This window comes from Rhodococcus sp. 14-2483-1-1 (assembly GCF_002259335.1).
Classification (GTDB): Bacteria; Actinomycetota; Actinomycetes; order Mycobacteriales; family Mycobacteriaceae; genus Rhodococcoides.
The window spans coordinates 1-17368 of the sequence record NZ_NPFX01000012.1 but is presented as its reverse complement, the minus strand read 5'-3'; the positions used below and the strand labels follow the sequence as shown (position 1 = coordinate 17368).

Annotated in this window: 21 protein-coding genes and 1 riboswitch; of the genes, 11 read left to right on the top strand and 10 right to left on the bottom strand. The window is 66.7% G+C overall.

All coding sequences use genetic code 11. The annotated features are described in order from the left end of the window. Positions 1–54 precede the first annotated feature (54 nt). Positions 55–735, bottom strand: coding sequence for a hypothetical protein (locus tag CH294_RS27215; protein ID WP_141216484.1), 681 nt, complete (start codon positions 733–735; stop codon positions 55–57). A gap of 128 nt (positions 736–863) precedes the next feature. On the opposite strand from CH294_RS27215, the gene CH294_RS10655 reads away from it, so the two are divergent. Together CH294_RS10655 and CH294_RS10650 are read left to right on the top strand one after the other, a co-directional pair. Continuing rightward, a complete protein-coding gene (locus tag CH294_RS10655) occupies positions 864–1547 on the top strand; it encodes a response regulator transcription factor (RefSeq protein ID WP_052058601.1) in 684 nt (227 codons plus the stop codon). Further along, positions 1544–2998 carry a HAMP domain-containing sensor histidine kinase gene (locus CH294_RS10650; protein ID WP_249305223.1) on the top strand — a complete coding sequence of 485 codons (1455 nt, stop codon included), beginning with the start codon at positions 1544–1546 and terminating at the stop codon, positions 2996–2998. Before CH294_RS10655 ends, CH294_RS10650 begins: the two co-directional genes overlap by 4 nt. Here CH294_RS10650 and CH294_RS10645 read toward each other — a convergent pair whose 3' ends face one another. Together CH294_RS10645 and CH294_RS10640 are read right to left on the bottom strand one after the other, a co-directional pair. Then, complete coding sequence (locus CH294_RS10645; RefSeq protein WP_094737901.1) at positions 2999–3484, bottom strand: GNAT family protein; 486 nt, start codon at positions 3482–3484, stop codon at positions 2999–3001. A 9-nt stretch (positions 3485–3493) separates the two neighbouring features. Continuing rightward, positions 3494–4234, bottom strand: coding sequence for a lysophospholipid acyltransferase family protein (locus tag CH294_RS10640; protein WP_094737900.1), 741 nt, complete (start codon positions 4232–4234; stop codon positions 3494–3496). A 101-nt stretch (positions 4235–4335) separates the two neighbouring features. Here CH294_RS10640 and CH294_RS10635 point away from each other — a divergent pair, with 101 nt between their 5' ends. Then, positions 4336–5214 (top strand): hypothetical protein, encoded by an 879-nt coding sequence (locus CH294_RS10635; RefSeq protein ID WP_094737899.1) that lies wholly within the window; start codon positions 4336–4338, stop codon positions 5212–5214. 44 nt (positions 5215–5258) lie between these two features. On the opposite strand, the gene serS is transcribed toward CH294_RS10635, so the two are convergent. Beyond that, positions 5259–6512 (bottom strand): serine--tRNA ligase, encoded by a 1254-nt coding sequence (serS, locus tag CH294_RS10630; protein ID WP_094737898.1) that lies wholly within the window; start codon positions 6510–6512, stop codon positions 5259–5261. An 11-nt stretch (positions 6513–6523) separates the two neighbouring features. Continuing rightward, a complete protein-coding gene (locus tag CH294_RS10625; RefSeq protein ID WP_094737897.1) occupies positions 6524–6916 on the bottom strand; it encodes an ankyrin repeat domain-containing protein in 393 nt (130 codons plus the stop codon). Positions 6917–6940: 24 nt separating this feature from the next. On the opposite strand from CH294_RS10625, the gene CH294_RS10620 reads away from it, so the two are divergent. Then, a complete protein-coding gene (locus CH294_RS10620; protein ID WP_094737896.1) occupies positions 6941–8032 on the top strand; it encodes a septum formation family protein in 1092 nt (363 codons plus the stop codon). 13 nt (positions 8033–8045) lie between these two features. After that, positions 8046–8378, top strand: coding sequence for a metallopeptidase family protein (locus tag CH294_RS10615; protein ID WP_080734486.1), 333 nt, complete (start codon positions 8046–8048; stop codon positions 8376–8378). A gap of 198 nt (positions 8379–8576) precedes the next feature. On the opposite strand, the gene CH294_RS10610 is transcribed toward CH294_RS10615, so the two are convergent. Together CH294_RS10610 and CH294_RS10605 are read right to left on the bottom strand one after the other, a co-directional pair. Next, the gene (locus CH294_RS10610) at positions 8577–9374 is read right to left on the bottom strand and encodes a CbtA family protein (RefSeq protein ID WP_032401430.1); all 798 of its coding nucleotides are present in this window, start codon (positions 9372–9374) and stop codon (positions 8577–8579) included. Next, on the bottom strand, positions 9365–9559 hold the full coding sequence (locus CH294_RS10605) for a CbtB domain-containing protein (RefSeq protein WP_032381168.1): 195 nt from the start codon (positions 9557–9559) through the stop codon (positions 9365–9367). Before CH294_RS10605 ends, CH294_RS10610 begins: the two co-directional genes overlap by 10 nt. Positions 9560–9605: 46 nt before the next feature. Further along, positions 9606–9761, bottom strand: a riboswitch (cobalamin riboswitch). Between the two features lie 80 nt (positions 9762–9841). Between CH294_RS10605 and CH294_RS10600 the strand changes: the two genes are divergently transcribed. The 4 genes from CH294_RS10600 to CH294_RS10585 all read left to right on the top strand — a co-directional run bounded on the left by CH294_RS10600 (position 9842) and on the right by CH294_RS10585 (position 12904). After that, complete coding sequence (locus CH294_RS10600; RefSeq protein ID WP_249305221.1) at positions 9842–10408, top strand: histidine phosphatase family protein; 567 nt, start codon at positions 9842–9844, stop codon at positions 10406–10408. Between the two features lie 86 nt (positions 10409–10494). Beyond that, positions 10495–10806 (top strand): PE family protein, encoded by a 312-nt coding sequence (locus CH294_RS10595; protein WP_032381057.1) that lies wholly within the window; start codon positions 10495–10497, stop codon positions 10804–10806. A 98-nt stretch (positions 10807–10904) separates the two neighbouring features. Next, a complete protein-coding gene (locus tag CH294_RS10590; protein ID WP_249305220.1) occupies positions 10905–12083 on the top strand; it encodes a PPE domain-containing protein in 1179 nt (392 codons plus the stop codon). After that, complete coding sequence (locus CH294_RS10585; RefSeq protein WP_094737895.1) at positions 12080–12904, top strand: ESX secretion-associated protein EspG; 825 nt, start codon at positions 12080–12082, stop codon at positions 12902–12904. Before CH294_RS10590 ends, CH294_RS10585 begins: the two co-directional genes overlap by 4 nt. Positions 12905–12941: 37 nt before the next feature. Here CH294_RS10585 and CH294_RS10580 read toward each other — a convergent pair whose 3' ends face one another. The 3 genes from CH294_RS10580 to CH294_RS10570 are packed head-to-tail and all read right to left on the bottom strand — an operon-like array spanning position 12942 to position 15268. Next, a complete protein-coding gene (locus tag CH294_RS10580) occupies positions 12942–13607 on the bottom strand; it encodes a histidine phosphatase family protein (RefSeq protein WP_032401435.1) in 666 nt (221 codons plus the stop codon). Further along, entirely contained in the window at positions 13604–14536 is a 933-nt protein-coding gene (gene pheA, locus CH294_RS10575) for a prephenate dehydratase (RefSeq protein WP_032401436.1), read from the bottom strand. Before pheA ends, CH294_RS10580 begins: the two co-directional genes overlap by 4 nt. 9 nt (positions 14537–14545) lie before the next feature. Then, a complete protein-coding gene (locus tag CH294_RS10570; protein ID WP_094737894.1) occupies positions 14546–15268 on the bottom strand; it encodes a hypothetical protein in 723 nt (240 codons plus the stop codon). A 117-nt stretch (positions 15269–15385) separates the two neighbouring features. On the opposite strand from CH294_RS10570, the gene CH294_RS10565 reads away from it, so the two are divergent. Continuing rightward, positions 15386–16156 (top strand): DUF2470 domain-containing protein, encoded by a 771-nt coding sequence (locus CH294_RS10565; RefSeq protein WP_032381051.1) that lies wholly within the window; start codon positions 15386–15388, stop codon positions 16154–16156. Positions 16157–16192: 36 nt separating this feature from the next. Continuing rightward, positions 16193–16999 (top strand): type II CAAX endopeptidase family protein, encoded by an 807-nt coding sequence (locus CH294_RS10560; protein ID WP_170944682.1) that lies wholly within the window; start codon positions 16193–16195, stop codon positions 16997–16999. Positions 17000–17368 lie beyond the last annotated feature (369 nt).

Here is a 17368-nt window from a genome sequence, read left to right as displayed (position 1 = left end):
ACACGGAACCAGCCCCGCACCGAGAACACGGTGCGGGGCTGGAGGAGGTTGAGCTCAGGAACCCGAGGGAGCTGCCGGCGGTGCAGGCGGAGTCGCACCATCAGCGGGAGCCGGAGGGGTCGCACCATCAGCGGGAGCCGGAGGGGTCGCACCATCAGCGGGAGCCGGAGGTGTCGCGCCATCAGCGGGAGCTGCCGGCGGTGCGGGCGGAGTCGCACCATCACCTTCGGCGGGCGGAGCAGGTGGCGTGGCGCCGTCTTCCGGTGCACACACAGCACCACCCGGGCCACCTGCGCCCGGTCCACCCTTACCCGGACCGCCCTCAGCTGGGCCACCCTTGCCCGGACCGCCAGCGGGCGGAGCAGGAGGAGTTGCGCCGTCACCCGGGGCCGGCGGTGTTGCACCGTCGGCCGGTGCGGGGGCCGTCGAACCGTCGGTGGACTCCGGGGCTGCCGGTGTGGTGGATGCGTCCGATCCGCCACCACCATCGGTTCGCTGTCCGAGGGCGGACGACGACGCCACCGTGGACACGCCAGGCGAAACGTCGGGGCCGGTGGCTGCGAACACTGCCGCCGTCACCAGGGCTCCGACGGCCAGACCCGCTGCTGCGGTCGCTGCCAGCGGTACCCGTCCCTTCCAACGCTTCGGCTTGTTCGCCCGAGTCGGGTCGGTCTCGGCACTCGGTGCGGGCTCGGGGTTCGATGCGGCGGGAATCGGCTGAGTCTGATCGTTCACGTTCACTCCTTGTTTCGGACTGTCTCGTTCGTTTCGTTCTGTCACCGACATTGCCGTCGCTAGCTGAAGTCACCCTGAAGCCGGGCGCATCTTCAGGATCACTTCAGCTCGTGGGTGACAATCGAGGCATGACATACAGTTCCGCTCCCCGGGTGATGGTGGTGGAGGACTCGTTGCCCATCCGGGAAGCGCTGGTGGCCGCGTTCGAGGACGCGGGCTTCACCGCTGCGTCTCTGCCCGACGGGGACGATTTCGAGACCACGATGGCAGGCTTCCGGCCCGATGTGGTAATTCTCGACGTCATGCTGCCCGGTGCGCGAGACGGTTTCGCTCTCATCGACGTGGTCCGGCAGAGCACCGACGCGGGCATCATCATGGTCACCGCAAAGGATCAGCTGGCCGACCGACTGCGCGGACTGAGTGACGGTGCCGACGACTATGTGGTCAAGCCATTTCAGCTCGACGAGGTGGTAGCCCGCGCAAAATCCGTGTTGCGCCGCCGCGGTCGGTCGTCCGACGCAGTCCAGGTCGGCGATCTACTGGTCGACGAGCCTGCCGGAGTTGTGACTCGGGCGGGTCAGGTTCTCGATCTGACGGCGACGGAACTTCGCTTGGCCACGTTCTTGGTCGCGCAGCGCGGACGCACGGTCTCCAAAACGTCCATCCTCGAATCGGTTTGGGGCTACGGCGCGTACGACGGCAACCTGGTGGAAGTTCACATCAGCGCGTTGCGTCGCAAGATGGAAGCCCATGGGCCGCGGTTGATCCATACCGTCCGGGGCCTCGGTTATGCATTGCGGGCTCCGCAGTGAAACGCACGCCGACCCCCTCGCTGCGAATGCGGGTGGTCGCCACCGTCATCGTGTTGTTCGCGGTGTTGCTGGTGATCGTCGGCTCTTCGGTGGATGTGGTTCTCGGTCAACAGCTTCGGCGAGACTTGGAAGCACGGTTGTCGGACCGGTCAACCCGTGCCGTCGAGCTCGTGGAGAGCGGCGTCGGATCCGAGGATCTGGTGCAGGCCCTTCAGGGTGACGCCATCAGAGTTCGCGTCACCGCTGCGGACGGCACGGTGTACGGGGCACCCGGTAGCGAGCCGCCCGCGCAGGACGATCGGCCCGCGGGACCCAACCCTCCGTCCGGCCCGTCGAATGCTCCCACTCCCCCGGGACCGCCCGATCCGCCTGCCCCACCTTCGGATTCGCTGGAGATCACGAAACCCCTGCCCGACGGTTCGACACTGTCGCTCCTCGGTGATACCACCGCGATCGCCGACGTTCGGCGTCAACTCCGGATCCTGATGCTGGGGGCGGGAGCCGTCACACTGCTACTGGCCGCCGCTGCTTTGACGGTTGCCGTGCGGCGCGCACTGTCTCCACTGGACTCCATGACCTCGGTGGCACGCCGAATCACCAACGGCGACAGGGGTAGACGCCTGCTCCCCACCAAACCGAACACCGACCTCGGCCGTACGGCATCGGCCGTGGACGAGATGCTCGACGCCCTCGAGGACGCTGAACGACGCGAGGCCTCGGCCGCACGCACAGCCAAGCTCGCCGAGGAGGACATGCGCCGGTTCTTGGCCGATGCCGCACACGAGCTGCGCACACCGGTCGCCGGTATCTCGGCGTTGGCGCAGTCGCTGCAGCGCGATGCCGAGCAACGCCCCGATCGAGTCGCACGCTGGAGCGAGTTGCTGGTCGGCGAATCCGCCAGAGCATCGCGTCTTGTATCCGACATGCTCGATTCCGTTCGCGCAGAGAATACTTCGGACCTCGAGCTGACAGATTCCGACCTCGCAGACCTCACCCGCCGCACGGTGGAGAGAGCAGCTCTGCTCACTCCGCACATTCAGTTCGATATCGATGCGGCACAACCGGTTCCGGTTCGGGTGGACGTAGGCCGCATCGAGCAGATTCTGTCCAACGTGCTCGACAACGCCAGTCGTTTCACGCCCAGAGGCGGCAGTATCACTGTCGCCGTGAATTCAGTGGGCAACGAGGCTGTCGTCACCGTCGACGACGAAGGGCCCGGTGTCCCAGAAGCAGACCGTGAGCGCATCTTCGAGCGGCTCGTCAGGCTGAACTCCGCACGCGATCGCTCCTCCGGCGGCGTCGGGCTCGGGCTCTCGATCGCACGGACGCTCGCTCGCGCACACAACGGTGAACTGGTCTGTGCCGCAGGGCCTACGGGCGCGAGATTTCGCCTGTCACTTCCTGGCCTCACGGGTCGTTCCGCGGGCTCCACTCCGGCAAACGGCCGATAGCTACTCGACGATCAGGTCCATCAGCAGACTGTCGTGCCAGCCGTCGGGACCCTTCTCGTATTTGCGCATGATCCCGACCGGCTCGAAACCGACTGCCCTGTAACACGCAATCGCCACCTCGTTGTCGGCAGCCGGATCGATCACCAGGCGGTGGTGTCCCAGATCGACCGTCAGGTAACGCACGAGCGTCCCCACAGCATCCTTTCCGGCCCCGCGGCCGTGCACCGCCGGATCCAAGAAGATGTCGATCGACGCATGCCGGTACATCAGGTCGGTCTCCTCGCCGTACTGAATCAATCCGACTGGCGCACCATCCAATTCGACAACCATGCGGTTCTCTTCAGGGTTGTCGAACGGCCAGTTCTCGTCGGCATCCTCGTCGCCCCACCGCATGTACACCTCGGGGGTGTGCAGAATTCGGCGCAGCTCCGGCACATCCTCGGCGGCGACGGGCCGTAGCACGACCCGTTCACCGCGGAGGTTCATCGCACAGTGCTACTCGGCGCGCTTGGCCGCACGTGCCGCCAGGTCCTGGGCGTCGAGCTTGTCGGCTTCCTCCAGGGTTGGCGCACTACCGCCGAGTCGGGCCGGCACCCAGTAGGCACCGGGCTCGTGGTGATAGTTCTCCTGCAGTTCGAGGAGCATCTTCTGCATCAACGCGCGCAGCTTGTCGGTCAGCTCGTTCGGCGGTCCGACCGGCGCAATCGGCTCACCGACGGCAATGGAGATCGGAGTGTTGGTGCGGCCCAATCGCTTCGGGTAGCCCTTGGTCCACACGCGCTGCGCGCCCCAGATGACCGTCGGGATGATGGGGACTCCGGCTTCGATGGCCATGCGCGCTGCACCGGACTTGAATTCCTTGATCTCGAAGCTTCGGCTGATGGTGGCTTCGGGATACACGCCCACGAGTTCGCCGTTGCGCAGACTTTCCACCGCCGACTTGTAGGACTCGGCACCTGCCCCACGATCGACGGGGATGTGCCGCAGCGCACGCATGATGGGGCCGGAGATCTTGTTGTCGAAGACTTCCTTCTTGGCCATGAAGCGGATGTAGCGCTTCACTCGCCGCGGTGGCAGTCCGGCGTAGGTGAAGTCCATGTATCCGGTGTGGTTGACGGCGATGACCGCGCCACCGGTAGCAGGGATGTGTTCCTCGCCCTCGACCTCGAACTTCAGGCCCTCGAACGCGAACACGGTGCGAGCGATGCCGATGACTGATCGGTAGACGGGTTCCACAGTCGGTTAGCGTAGTCGGTGGACGGGGCCGGAGAAAGGTGCGGCAGAGTGCGGTCGGGTCGTGCGCAGTTCGGTAGAAGAGCTATGGGGGAGAGAAACACGTGAAGAACAGAGCGGCACGACCGCGGCGCAGCCGAGTCGGCCGAACCGCGCTGCCGCTGATCGCGACGATCGCACTGGTCGGTGCCTGCGATTCCGCGGTCGGGATCCCGTCCGATCAGGCCGCCTCGCCGAGCAACACAGTCGAGTCCACAGCCGACGAGTCGACCACCCAGGAATCGCCGTCGACCACAGCCACCACCCCGATGCCCCCGCCCATCCCACCGGGTCCACCCGTCGGCGAAGCGCCCGGCAATCCCGCGGCCGCGGCGGCCCTGCGGCCGTTCGTCAACGATCTCACGGGCGGCGGCATAGGTGTCGTGACGGCAAAGTGCTGGACCGTCCCGCCCACCGACATCCCGACTATGTATGTCGACACCGGTGCCATCCTCGCTGCTGTGGCTGCTCCCGCCGTCGACGGTCAGTATGCGGTGACGTGGACCGGGCCCACTGCGACGGTCGCCATCAAGCGCAGCGAGATCACGTCCGGCTACGCCTGCCCTACCGTCTACCCCACCGGCACCGCCCCCGTGTTCGACGCGGCAGACGCGGCCCATTCCGTCGATCGCTACCTGGGACGCATCGCCGGCATTCCGGTCAACCGGGACGACGTGGAGGAGCGCTACCCACTCGTGTGCGAGAGTCGCGGCACATGGGATCCGAACGGCACCGGGTCACCTACTGCCCCACCTCTGGCACAGGACCCGGCGATTCTGCCGAGCATTACCTCGTTCGATCCCGACAGCGTGTTCGTCACGGCTCAGAACGGCATCTACACGCAGGTCAATGCCGACATCATCGATGCCTCGGGGGCGTACCAGAACCGGACGTTCGTACTGACCGTCGGCGGCGAGGGCTACTGCATCGGCGACATCGCCTGAGCCTGCACTACTACCGCCGGAGTGGAGCCTGCGGAACGACCCAACTAGCGCAGTACGTCGGTCCCGACGAAGGGCACGAGGGCTTCCGGGACCCGGACGGTGCCGTCGGCCTGCTGGTGGTTCTCCAGGATTGCCACGATCCACCGCGTGGTGGCGAGGGTGCCGTTGAGGGTCGCGGCGATCTGAGGCTTGCCGTTCTCGTCGCGGTATCGAACGCCGAGGCGTCGGGCCTGGAAGGTGGTGCAGTTCGAGGTCGAGGTCAGCTCGCGGTATGCCTTCTGGGTGGGAACCCATGCTTCGCAGTCGAATTTGCGCGCGGCCGATGAGCCGAGGTCTCCGCCTGCGGTGTCGATGACGCGGTACGGCAACTCGACCGCGGCGAGCATTTCCTTCTCGTACTCCAGGAGCTTCTGGTGTTCGGCGGCCGCGTCCTCGGGCTTGATGTACGAGAACATCTCGATCTTGTCGAACTGGTGGACGCGGATGATGCCGCGGGTGTCCTTGCCGTAGCTGCCCGCTTCACGGCGGAAGCACGACGACCAACCGGCGTAGCGCTTGGGGCCGTCGGCGAGGTCGATGATCTCGCCCGAGTGGTAGCCCGCGAGAGCAACTTCCGAGGTTCCGACGAGGTAGAGATCGTCGGCTTCGAGGCGGTAGATCTCGTCTGCGTGTGCACCGAGGAAACCGGTTCCCGACATGATCTCAGGCCGCACGAGCACCGGCGGGATCATCATGGTGAACCCGTTCTTGACGGCCTTCTGCGCGGCGAGCTGCAGCAGACCCTGCTGCAGCAACGCGCCGTAGCCGGTCATGAAGTAGAAGCGTGAGCCCGAGACCTTTGCTCCGCGTTCCATGTCGATCAAGTTGAGCGACTCACCGAGCTCGAGGTGGTCCTTCGGCTCGAAATCGAACTCGGGGATCTCGCCGACCGTCTCGAGCAGTACGAAGTCGTCTTCACCGCCTGCGGGTGTGCCGTCCTGAACGATGTTGGAGATCGCGCGGTGTGCCGTGTCGAGAGCTGCGTCGGCCTCGGCCTCGGCGGCCTGCGCGGCCTTGACCTTGGCGGCCAGTTCCGACGCCCCGGCGAGCAGCGCGGGACGATCCTCGGCGGAGGCCTTTCCGACCTTCTTGCCCAATGCCTTCTGCTCGGCGCGCAGCTGATCTCCGGCGAGCACGGCGGCCCGGCGGGACGCGTCGGCATCGAGAAGCGCGTCGACGAGGGCGGGGTCCTCGCCTCTGGTGCGCTGCGAGGCGCGTACGGCGTCAGGATTTTCGCGAAGGAATTTCAGGTCGATCACGAGAGGGAACCTTACTTGCCGAGCAACCCCAGGTAGTCCTCGCGTCCGAACATCGTGGCGGCATCGATCGCCGACGGGTGACCCCCGTGCGGATCGGCTCCTCCGTCGACGAGAACTCGCACCACGTCGTCCTCCCCTTTGAAGACCGCACCCGCGAGTGGGGTCTGCCCCTTGTCGTTGGGCTTGTTCACGTCGGCACCGCGCTCGAACAGCACGCGCACCGCATCGGCATGCCCGTGATACGCGGCCAGCATGACCAACGTGTCCCCGGACTCGTTGTGCAGATTCACCGGAACGCCCGCGTCCACGTAGCTCGCCAAACCGGCCGCATCGCCGGTGCGCGCCATCCTGAACAGTCGGCCGGCCAGCTCGCTGAGGTCGTCGTCACCTGTCGGGTCGCTCATGAGGACCGAACATACTCGGGCATGATGGAGGCGATGTCCGCGAACGAAACAGACCCCCCAGAGAGCCGGAATCGGCGAACTCTCTCCGCAACCACCGCCCGACGAGGGCTCGCCATGGTTGCGGTCGGTGCAGTGCTGGCCGCGGGTGCGACGGCGTTCCTCTCCGACGGGTTCTCGGCACCCGAGAAGATCACCACCCATTCGGCGACCAGTGGTCCGGTGACCGACGGACCCGTATCGGCATCCTCGTTCGGCGCAGCCGATCCCGGTACGTGCCTGCAGTGGACGCCCACCGACGATCCGGAGACCGACCGACAGGATCTCGCCGAAGTGTCGTGCGCCGATCCTCATCGCTTCGAGGTCGCTCGCGACGTCGACATGAGCGTCTACCCCGGCGTCGAGTTCGGTCCCGGTTCGCAGTATCCCGGGTCCATTCGGTTCGGTCAGCTGCGTGACGAACACTGCACCGCCGCCGTCGACGACTACGTCGGTGCCAAGTTCGATCCCAACGGACTCTTCGGCGTCGGGCTGATGTTCCCCAGCCAAGCCGGGTGGGCCAAGGGCGAGCGGACCCTGCGCTGCGGGGTGCAGATGCCGTCGAACACCGGAGCTCTGCTGGAGATGACCGGTTCGATCCTCGAGCAGGATCAGTCCAAGGTCTGGCCGACGGGCACGTGCATCGGTATCAATCAGAACGTGCCCGCGGATCCGGTGGACTGCTCGGCACCGCACGCCTTCGAGGTCGCCTCGGTGATCAACCTGACGCAGCAATTCCCCGGCGGCCACCCGTCGGAGGGCGATCAGGACGCGTACCTGGAAGGCACCTGCACCGACGCCGTCAACGGCTATCTCGGCTCGGACACGGCACTGCGCGACAAGACGCTGACCCTGTTCTGGGACACCATCGACGTCGCGAGCTGGCTCGCCGGTAGCCGTCAGGTGACGTGTTCGGTGGGCAAGGAACTCGATTCCGGCGGATTCGCGACCATCGTCGGCAGTGCGAAGGGCGACATCCTCATCAACGGTGCTGCGCCTGTCCCACCGCCATCGGCTCCCGACGGCCGCGCGCTGCCCACTCCGCTGCCCGGTGCTGCTCCGATCACCACCGGAGGCTGACATCCCCACCCAGATGACCCGCGTCGACTTCGAGGAAGCCGTGTCCGACGCCCTCGACACCCTGCCGCGCGAGCTCACCGACTTCATGAACAACGTGGTCGTTCTCGTCGAAGAGGAACACCCCACCGAGGACATCCTGGGGTTGTACGAGGGCATCGCGCTCACCGAGCGTTACGAGTACAGCGGACACCTACCGGACGTCATCACGATCTACCGCAAGCCGATCCTCGAGATGGTCGACGACGAAACCGAGGCTCGACGCGAAATCGCCATCACCGTGGCCCACGAAATCGGACATCACTTCGGCATCGACGACGAGCGACTGCATCAACTGGGATTCGGCTGAGCGCACTCGATCACCCGCCCGCGCTCACCCGCCCGCGCTCACCCGCCCGCACACCCCCGCAACGCGTGAATGGACCATTGCATGCGTCTGAGCAGTGCAATGGTCCATTCACCCGGACCGACCGGGCCACCCGCACAGCGTCGATGGCACTGTGCACACGTCTCGGCGATGCAACGGTCCATTGACGCGGCGCTGGGGCTACGCCGCAACTGCCTCTCGGCGAACAGGTCGAACTGCGCGATCGGTGAGGAACGCGAAGCCCAATCCCAGGGCCAGCCACAGGGTTGCCTGCGTGGCCAGTGACGACAGGCGGAATTCCCACAGCAGGGTTGCCGGGAAGTCCGCGCCCACCTCGTTGATTTCGGGCAACAGTGCGTACCCGATGCCGACGATCACCAGGAACGCCACGATCGGTGCGCCCACGCGGACTGCCACCGAATGCTGCGATGCCACGACCTTCGCGACATAGATTCCGACTCCGACGGCCAACAGACCGAGAATCACCGATGCCAGCCACAGCCACGTGCGCTGGGTGATGGTCTCCGGATCTCCGACGGCCGGCGGATTGGCCGGGTACTTGAAGAACGGCACCGCTTCGATGGCCAACCACCCGGCACCGGCTCCGACGAGCGCGAGGATCGAGCCCGGGAGGGAGCTGAAGCGTCGGGCATAGTGCAGTGCCGACGCGAAGATCGCGCCGAGTGCCAGGCCGGCGAGTCCGGTGGCGAGGAACAGTCCGACGCGTTGTCCGTCCCGACTGACGAGCGGATCCTCGTCGCCGTGCGAGTGCGCCGCCGTCGTGTCGGAGTCGGCGTGATGTGCCTCGCCTGCTGCCTCCTCGATGGAGATGGCCGAGTCGATGTGCGGTTCGCCCACGACGAAGGCGACGGCTCCGGCGAGCAGACCCGCGACGAGTCCGGCGAGCAGCCCTCGTAGCAGCAACTGAACGAACGTTCCCTGCAGCGTCGGGCGATGGGCGGTGTCGGTCAGTGGCATGGCAGACCCAGCAGGTGGCGGCCGTCGTGCATCAGTTCGTGCATGTACATGCCACTGCGGGAGATTGCGCCCTGATCGAAGCCGACCAGGTAGAGCACGACGAAAGCGAGCAGGATCGTCGCGGCGACGATGACGGCGAGGGCCGCCGACTCCGTCGTATTACTGGGGGAATGAGTGATTGCCATGATGTCCTCCTGGGATATGCGTCCCGTAGTCCCTTCCGAAAAGAAGAGACGGCCATGCGATGTACGAGTTTTCTGGCTCTCGAATTCGGACATATGCCCGACGTCGATCACAGTGGCGCAACCGTTCCGGATTTTCACCGGATTACCTGCGTACATCGCGTCTAACCTGCGAACTGTGGCACCGAACGCGACGTTGTGTCAATCGCTGTCCTGACCGACCGCAGCTCGGTGCTTGAACAACACCTGCGCCACAATGACACCTGGCTGCGCCACAATGACACGGTGCCTGCGTCCGTGACCCGACTGATATTGGTGAGCCACGCCAGAACCGCCGCAATGCGCACCGGCCGATTCCCGGGCGACGAGCCGCTGGACGACTCGGGAATGCGAGACCTTGCTGCGGTGACCGACATTCCCCGAGCCGACCGCGTCCTGTCCGGCCCGGAATCTCGATCGATGGCCACGGCGCAGATCTTCGGCACCGACATCTCGGTCGAGCCCGCGTTGGCCGACATCGCCTACGGCCGGTGGTCCGGTCTCGAGATGACCGATCTGCCCGACGCCGACGCGATGGCGTGGCTGAGCGATCCGGCGTTCGTGCCGCCGGGCGGCGAGTCTCTGGTCGCGTTGTTATCTCGCGTGCAGAAGTGGCTCGAAGATGTCGGTTCGACTCCCGGTCGCACGCTGGCGGTGACCTCCCCCGCTGTGATTCGGGCCGTGGTGGTGCTGGTGTTGGCGGCTCCGGTTCGGTCGTTCTGGCGGGTCGACGTGTCGCCGCTCAGCCGCACTTCCGTCAGTCGTCGTGGCGGCGCGTGGACGATCGGTTCGGTGGCCGAGAAGTCGATCTGAGTATTTCTCGCATCGATGGAACCAAACCGTGCACGGTGGCGTCCTACCTACCGACAGTGGAAGTTCTTCGATCGGGGGCATGGCTCATGACCGTCATCAAGGTGGATCCGGTGGCTCTGCAGCTCGCTGCTTCGGAGCTCGATGCGGTCGCCGCCAGGTTGCAGGCCGCCGTCACCGCGACGGCGATTCCCGTGCGGCCACTACCGCCCGGCACCGACGAGGTCTCTCTACTCACCGAACGATTCTTCGGCACCGCGGCCGATACCTTCGGACCTGCTGCAGCACAGGGCATTTCAGAGCTACACCGCGCCGCCGAGGAACTACGGAAGCAGGCCGCGGACTACGTGGCCACCGACGACGACACGGCGGGCGGCCTACCCGGTTTACCCGGCATCTGACGCTCGCACCGAACGCGACTGCACCACAACTCGACCGCACCACAGGAAACGACAGCATCACAAGAAACGCAGGGCTCGAACATCATGGGGGCTAGAGGATGACGCTCGGAGTGACAGGTGTGGTGTGGCTGCCGCGCACGGCAACGGGAAATTCGACCCGACTGCTCGGGCCGGGTCCGGTGCCGTTGCACGTCGCCGGCGGCGCGTGGGGTTCGGTTGCTGCGGCGTTCACGGAGGCGTCGGCGAGTATCGCCGCGGTCACTGCGGCGTTGACCGCCGGGTGGGAGGGCGATTCGGCCCTCCTCGCTCAGGCCGCGCTCGCACGTTTCGCAACGTGGACCGGGGCAACGGCATTGAAAGCGGCCGCGCTGTCGGTCGAGGCTCCGGCCGCCGGGACCACCTATGGCGTGGCGCTCGCGACCATGCCGTCACTGGTGGAAATCGGCGTCGTGCAGGCCGCCAAGGTCACCGCTGCCTCCACGGGCGGCGCGCTGAACGGCAGCTACGAGGCAGCCGAGGTGGCAGACCGGTTGCTCGACATACGGGCAGCCCTGGTGATGGAGGGATTCGAGCTGGTCAACTCGCACCGCATCGTCAAGACCACCTTCGATCATCCGCCTGCGATCGTGTCCGATTCCGGGAGCGGCCTCGGAAAGTTCGCCAACGCCGTGATGACCTCGCCCGTTCAGGCTGCGATCGGCGGCCTGATGGCGGCAACACAGAATCCCGGAGTGGCCGCAGCCGCCGGACAGATCGGTAGCGCTGCCACCTCCATCGCCAGTACCGGCGTGTCCACCGTGGCCACTGCCGCGTCGAACATCGGGTCGACGGCACTGTCCGGCGGATCCGGGGTCGGCGGCGGTCACGGATTCGCGTCCAACGGTTCGGCGTCTCTCGCGGTCGGCCCGGCCTCCACGCGTCCGGTCTCGTTCGGGGCAGGAGGTGCCGGCCTCGGGGGCTTCGGCGGTGTCGGAATGCCCGGGTCTGCGCCGAGTCCTCCCGGTGGCGGTTCGACGCTCTTCGGTCCAGGCCAGAGCGGCCCTGCCAACGCGTTCGGCGCACCCACCGCCGCCGACGGGGGCCTCGCACAGCGTGGAACCGGCACGGCGGGTGCGCCCGCATCGGGCGCACGCGGGCAGGCCGAGGACGACGAACACGAGACCCCGGACTACCTCAAGCAGTTCGAGCACTTCGCCGACGGCCGTACCGTCGCACCGTCCGTCATCGGTGCGGATCCAGCCCTGCCTGTACCCGATACCAGCGGAAACGGCCGTTGATCGACTTGGGAACCGTGCCGGTGGGCCACACACTGCCGAACGCCGCGCTCGGTGTGGACGAGATGGACTTCCTGGTCGACGAGCTGTCCATCGCCGAACTACCCGTCGTCCTCGACGTATTTCCGCGCTTCGACGACGCCACTGCCCGAGATCGCGCCCTCGGTCGTGGCCGAGACGCACTGGACAACGTCGGCCTGATCACCGGCGGCCGAGTTCACGAGGATCTGCAGCAGTGGATGCGGGTTCTCGAACAACCGCACTGGTACGTCTCGGCGCGAGTGTTCGACGTCGAGAGCGACGAGCCGGCTCCCACCACCCGGATCTGCGTTGCGTCCGACGACCGGATCACGGTCTCTGCGGTCCGGCGAGAGAACGTCGTCACCATCCGCGTCATCCACAGCGACCCGGCCCGAGATCTCGCTGTCACGATCGGTCCCGCTACGCCGTTCGACCCCGGCATCGTCAACGCTCCCACCGCATTGCTGGCGCAGGCCCTCGATGCCGCACCGAGCGATGTCGGAGCAACCGCTTCCCGCCTCAGCCGCATCGGGATAGCCGACGACCGCGCGTCGGCCCTGGCATCGGTCTTGGCCACGTGCGCCGGCAGAACCGAGATCACGGCTGTGGCGCCCAGACACGGCACCCGGCACGTGGCCGGTAGACCCGTCGCCCTGTTCGATACCCGAGCCGGACGCATCGTCGCCACCTCCACCCTGGCCGCCGACGGCACGTCCTGGAGCTCATTGACCGGGGCAACGGACCGCAAGGTGACGGCGGCGCTGACCGAGTTGATCGAGTCGGCTCGGGAACACCGGGTCTGACGAAGACAGGGTGTGACGAAGACAGGGTCTGACAGGCTCAGCTGATCGGGTTGTCGGCCTTCTCGCTGCCCTGGCCCTCGAACGGCGGCAGGAATGTGCCCCACTTACCGCAGGCCCAACCCCCGCCGGGCAGCGGCAACAGTTCCACCGTCTGAGTGTTGTCGAGATGGTTGTCGGCTGCGAACGTGCCGTCGACGCCGGCCAGTACGGCCGCGACCAATCTGATGGCGGCACCGTGGCTTACGACGACGACATCGCCGGCAGTGTCGTCGCCGAGGTACTGCGCGCGCAGCGCATCGAGCACCGGCACATAACGCTCCAGCACCGAATGCCCGCTGTCTCCGCCCGGCACTGTCGCCGCCAGATCGCCGGTGTGCCAGCGATGGAAGACCTCGGTGAACTCCTTGTGCGCAGCGGGGTCGTCTCGGTCTTCGAGATCTCCGGCGTAGGTCTCCTGAATTCCTTCGGTCACCACGAGGGGAACCCCGGTTGCCCGCTCTATGTAGCCGGCAGTTTGCTTCGCGCGCAACGCAATCGAAGACACGAGGACGGCAGGTGGGTGCCCCACCCAGGTCCTGGCATAGCTTTCGGCTTGCTGGTGACCCAGTTCGGTCAACTCGGCTCCGGGCGGCGCGGTATCGAGCATCTTCGCAACATTGGCTTTCGTCTGACCGTGCCGCACCAGAATCAGCTTGCCCATCACAGATCACCGCGTCCGGCGCGAATATCGTCGAGCCACTGCACGTGCTCGTCGATCGGCGGCGGCACCGATCCACCCGTTCCCGTTGCGATGGGCCACGATCCGAGGAACCGCAGCGGCATCTTGCGATGGAATGCCGTCAGTGCTTCGGCGACGAGCGGATCCTCCACATGGCCCGCGCAGTCGACGAAGAATCGGTACGTGCCGAATTGCGAACGTGTAGGGCGTGATTCGATGAACGTCAGGTCGATGTTGCGAATCCCGAACTCGGCCAACGCCGCAGGCAGGGTGCCCGGGTCGTTGGGCGGCTCCAACACCACGGCGGTGCGGTCTGCACCGGTGCGGGGAGCAACGGGCCGAGGTGGTGTCACCAGTACGAAGCGGGTTCGCGCACCCTCGACGTCGATGATGCCGTCGGCCAACGTCGGCAGCGACAGGCGCTCACCGGCCAACCGTGTCGACACCGCCGCGTCGACCATTCCGGCGGCAACATCTTCTGCCGCACCGGCATTCGACGAGGCCGACTGCACTGCCGCGCCGGGCATGGTGGCCTGCAACCACTGACGCACCTGATTGAGCGCGATGGGGTAGGCGCTGATCGTGCGGGCCGAATCCAGGGTGACGCCGGGGCCCCCGAGAATGGTGAAGGCCACCTCGATCTCGGTCTCGGCGACGATCTGCAACCGGCGACCCTCGGACAACGCGTCGAGGGTCGGCGGTACCGCGCCCTCGATCGAGCTCTCGATGGGAACGACTGCCGCGTCGGCGTTACCCGAACGCACGGCCTCGAGTGCCGCGGGCGGGCTCGCTGCCGTCACGCGCTCGACGGCACCGTCCAGGCCGACGGCGGCGATGGTTCCGAGCTTTTCGAACTGCGCCAGCGCCATCTCCGTGAACGTTCCGGATGGGCCGAAATAAGCGATGCGAGGCACGCCTCGAGGTTACGTTGTCGACGTCCACGAAGCGATCAAACCGACCTCGACGAGCCGTTCGCGGGCAGCGACGGCGTCGGCGATCTCGATTCCGAGCAGCACCTCACGCACCGCCTCGGCGGCCTCGGGAATCAAGGCCCGCAGCGCGGCGACATTCGGGGCGGCCAGAGCAGCGCTGATGTCGTCTCCGCGCAGCGATGCCACCGTCGCAGCGAGGATCGCCAGGACGTCGTCGCCGGTGTCGGCGCGGGCGACCAGGCCCACGTCTGCATGGGAGACCACGGCGAGCACGTCGGCGATGCGTCTCGGGGTATCGGCGACGCTGATGCCCGGAGTCCGGTGCGCGAAGACGACGGCCTCCGCGGTCTCGGCCACGTCGATGGCGTCGAACACCGGGAAGACGACCAGCGGCGAGGGCAACCGCAGCGCGAGCGCATCGGCGAGATGTTCCGCGGGGGCGTCCACGTCGAATCGGACCACCTCGTAGCCGCCGGTCCAACTCGCGCGGAGTTCGTCCGGGTCGATGTCGAGGTGGACCACGATGCGCCCGAGATCGGCCGTGTCCGTCATCGCGAGCAGAGTCGACGCTCGGACCACGGGCGGGCCGTACTCGGCCCCTCGCGGTGCGGCGTTGAGCTCGACGGAATCGGAGCAGATCGGCAGCAGCAACCCGTGCACGAGTGCGTTCGGGTCGGGTCGGTGTGGCACACCGAGGGTCAACGGAATCGGCACGCCCTCACCGTAGTCCCGGGATGCTCTTGCGATCCTCGCCACACCGGTATAACTTAGGGACACATTACTTAGGTATGCCTCACCTTCTTGCCCGGCCCGATCGCATCGGAGGAGCCCATGCTCGGCGCAACCACCACCACCGGACCGTCCACTGCCGAACGCGTGCGCAGTGCCTGCATGCGCGCCGAGGGTGCCGCCCTGGCCATCGACGGCAGCGACCCGGTGGTCACGTCCCTTCATCATCTGCGACCGAACGGCGAGATGATTCTGGCCGTCCCCACCGACTCTCTCGACGACGCCAACACCTGGCAATCCTCGCGGGCGGGCATTCCAGCCGTCCTCGAACTCACCGATCACGCACCACTGGCACTGCGCGAACCGGTGCGTTCGCTGGTGTGGCTGCGCGGCGATCTGCGTCCGGTCCCGGAATCGCTGATGCGTCCCATGGCCGGAGCCGTGGCCGCAGAACACCCGCACGCGGCCCTGCTCGACGTCGGTCACACCACCTCGCTGATGCGGCTGATCGTGAGCTCCGCAGTGGTCGCGGACAGCACCGGCGCAGAACCCGTCGACGTCGAATCGCTGCTGGCGGCCGAACCCGATCCGTTCTGGGAGATGGAGACGAGCTGGCTCGAGCACCTCGATTCCGACCATCCCGATCTGCTCGCCCAACTGTCCCGACGCCTCCCGCCGTCCCTGCGGCAGGGTCGAATCCGTCCGCTGGGTATCGATCGCTACGGAATTCGGCTGCGCATCGAGAGCGACTGCGGTGACAACGACGTCCGCCTGGGATTCGCCGAGCCCGTCGACGACGTCCTCTCGCTCAGTCGGGCCCTGCGGGTTCTCGCCGGTTGCCCGTTTCTGAACGGCCTACGCGCTCGCGGCTGACGCACGTTTCGACAAACAAGGCAGACTCGTGCGGTGATCGACTTCAAGAGCTGGTTGACGCCACCGCCGCCGGAGCGCACGGCTCCCCTGCCCGACGCTCGCGAGCGCACGACCATCAAGGTCGAGATCGCGATCGTGCTGCTGGTGACGTTCGGCCTCAGCGGAATGAGCAGCATCCTCTCTCTCGTCGAGGACGCCCTACAGACCGCGGCACTGTCCGATCAGACCGTGGCACTGAACTCGTCGCGGTCGAGCTTCAGCCTGATCGATCTGTTGTTCCAACTGCTCAGCATTCTGCGGTTGTGCGCCTGGGGCGGCCTGGGTTTGTACCTGCTGTGGCGAGCCGACCTGGCACCGCGGGCAATCGGACTGGCCAGACCGCGCCTGAAGATCGACCTCGGTCACGGCGTCGGACTGGCGGCGTTGATCGGGCTGCCCGGGCTGGCGCTGTATCTCGTCGGCAACGCTCTCGGCTTCAATCTGAACGTCGTTCCCAGCGCCCTCGACGACCACTGGTGGCGCGTGCCGGCCCTGATCCTGTACGCGCTGGCCAACTCCGGTGCCGAGGAGATCATCGTCGTGGCCTACCTGATCTCCCGGCTACGCAGACTCGGGCTCGGTGAAAACAAGTCACTGCTGTGTTCGGCGCTGCTGCGCGGGAGCTACCACCTCTATCAGGGGGTGGGCGGAGGCGTCGGAAACTTCCTGATGGGGCTGGTCTTCGGCCGCTACTGGCAGCGCACCGGCAGGCTCTGGCCGCTGCTGATCGCGCATGCTCTGATCGATATCGTCGCCTTCGTCGGCTATGCCCTCCTGCGTGAACATCTGTCGTGGCTCCCCTGAATGCGTGTGCGAGGAACCATGTTGTTTCCGCGCCGACAGCTACAGTCGATTCGTGAACGACGACGATCGCTACGGACGGCACGGCGCGCCGGACCGGCGCACGCCGCCTCCCGGTCGCACGCCTCCTCCCGGTCGCACGCCGCCTCCAGGTCAGGCACCCCCTCCAGGTCAGACCCCGCCGAGGCGCACGCCGCCCGACCGATCGATGCCGAGTCGTCACGGCCGACCCGATCCAGCGCCCCAGCCCGGTCCAGCAGCTAGGCCCAGCCCACCGCAGCCCGGTCCAGCAGCTCAGCCTCGTCGCGCCGAGGGGCAACCCCCGCAGCAGCCACCCCGCCGGCAGCCGCCCGACCAGCAGCGCCCCAATCC

Bases quoted from the DNA above. Each gene is read 5' to 3' on its own strand.
- CH294_RS10655 (WP_052058601.1), top strand. From the start codon at position 864: ATGACATACAGTTCCGCTCCCCGGGTGATGGTGGTGGAGGACTCGTTG.
- CH294_RS10590 (WP_249305220.1), top strand. From the start codon at position 10,905: ATGACGCTCGGAGTGACAGGTGTGGTGTGGCTGCCGCGCACGGCAACG.
- CH294_RS10620 (WP_094737896.1), top strand. From the start codon at position 6,941: ATGGAGGCGATGTCCGCGAACGAAACAGACCCCCCAGAGAGCCGGAAT.
- CH294_RS10605 (WP_032381168.1), bottom strand. From the start codon at position 9,559: ATGGCAATCACTCATTCCCCCAGTAATACGACGGAGTCGGCGGCCCTC.
- CH294_RS10645 (WP_094737901.1), bottom strand. From the start codon at position 3,484: ATGAACCTCCGCGGTGAACGGGTCGTGCTACGGCCCGTCGCCGCCGAG.
- CH294_RS10610 (WP_032401430.1), bottom strand. From the start codon at position 9,374: ATGCCACTGACCGACACCGCCCATCGCCCGACGCTGCAGGGAACGTTC.
- CH294_RS10565 (WP_032381051.1), top strand. From the start codon at position 15,386: ATGCTCGGCGCAACCACCACCACCGGACCGTCCACTGCCGAACGCGTG.
- CH294_RS10615 (WP_080734486.1), top strand. From the start codon at position 8,046: ATGACCCGCGTCGACTTCGAGGAAGCCGTGTCCGACGCCCTCGACACC.
- CH294_RS10625 (WP_094737897.1), bottom strand. From the start codon at position 6,916: ATGAGCGACCCGACAGGTGACGACGACCTCAGCGAGCTGGCCGGCCGA.
- CH294_RS10595 (WP_032381057.1), top strand. From the start codon at position 10,495: ATGACCGTCATCAAGGTGGATCCGGTGGCTCTGCAGCTCGCTGCTTCG.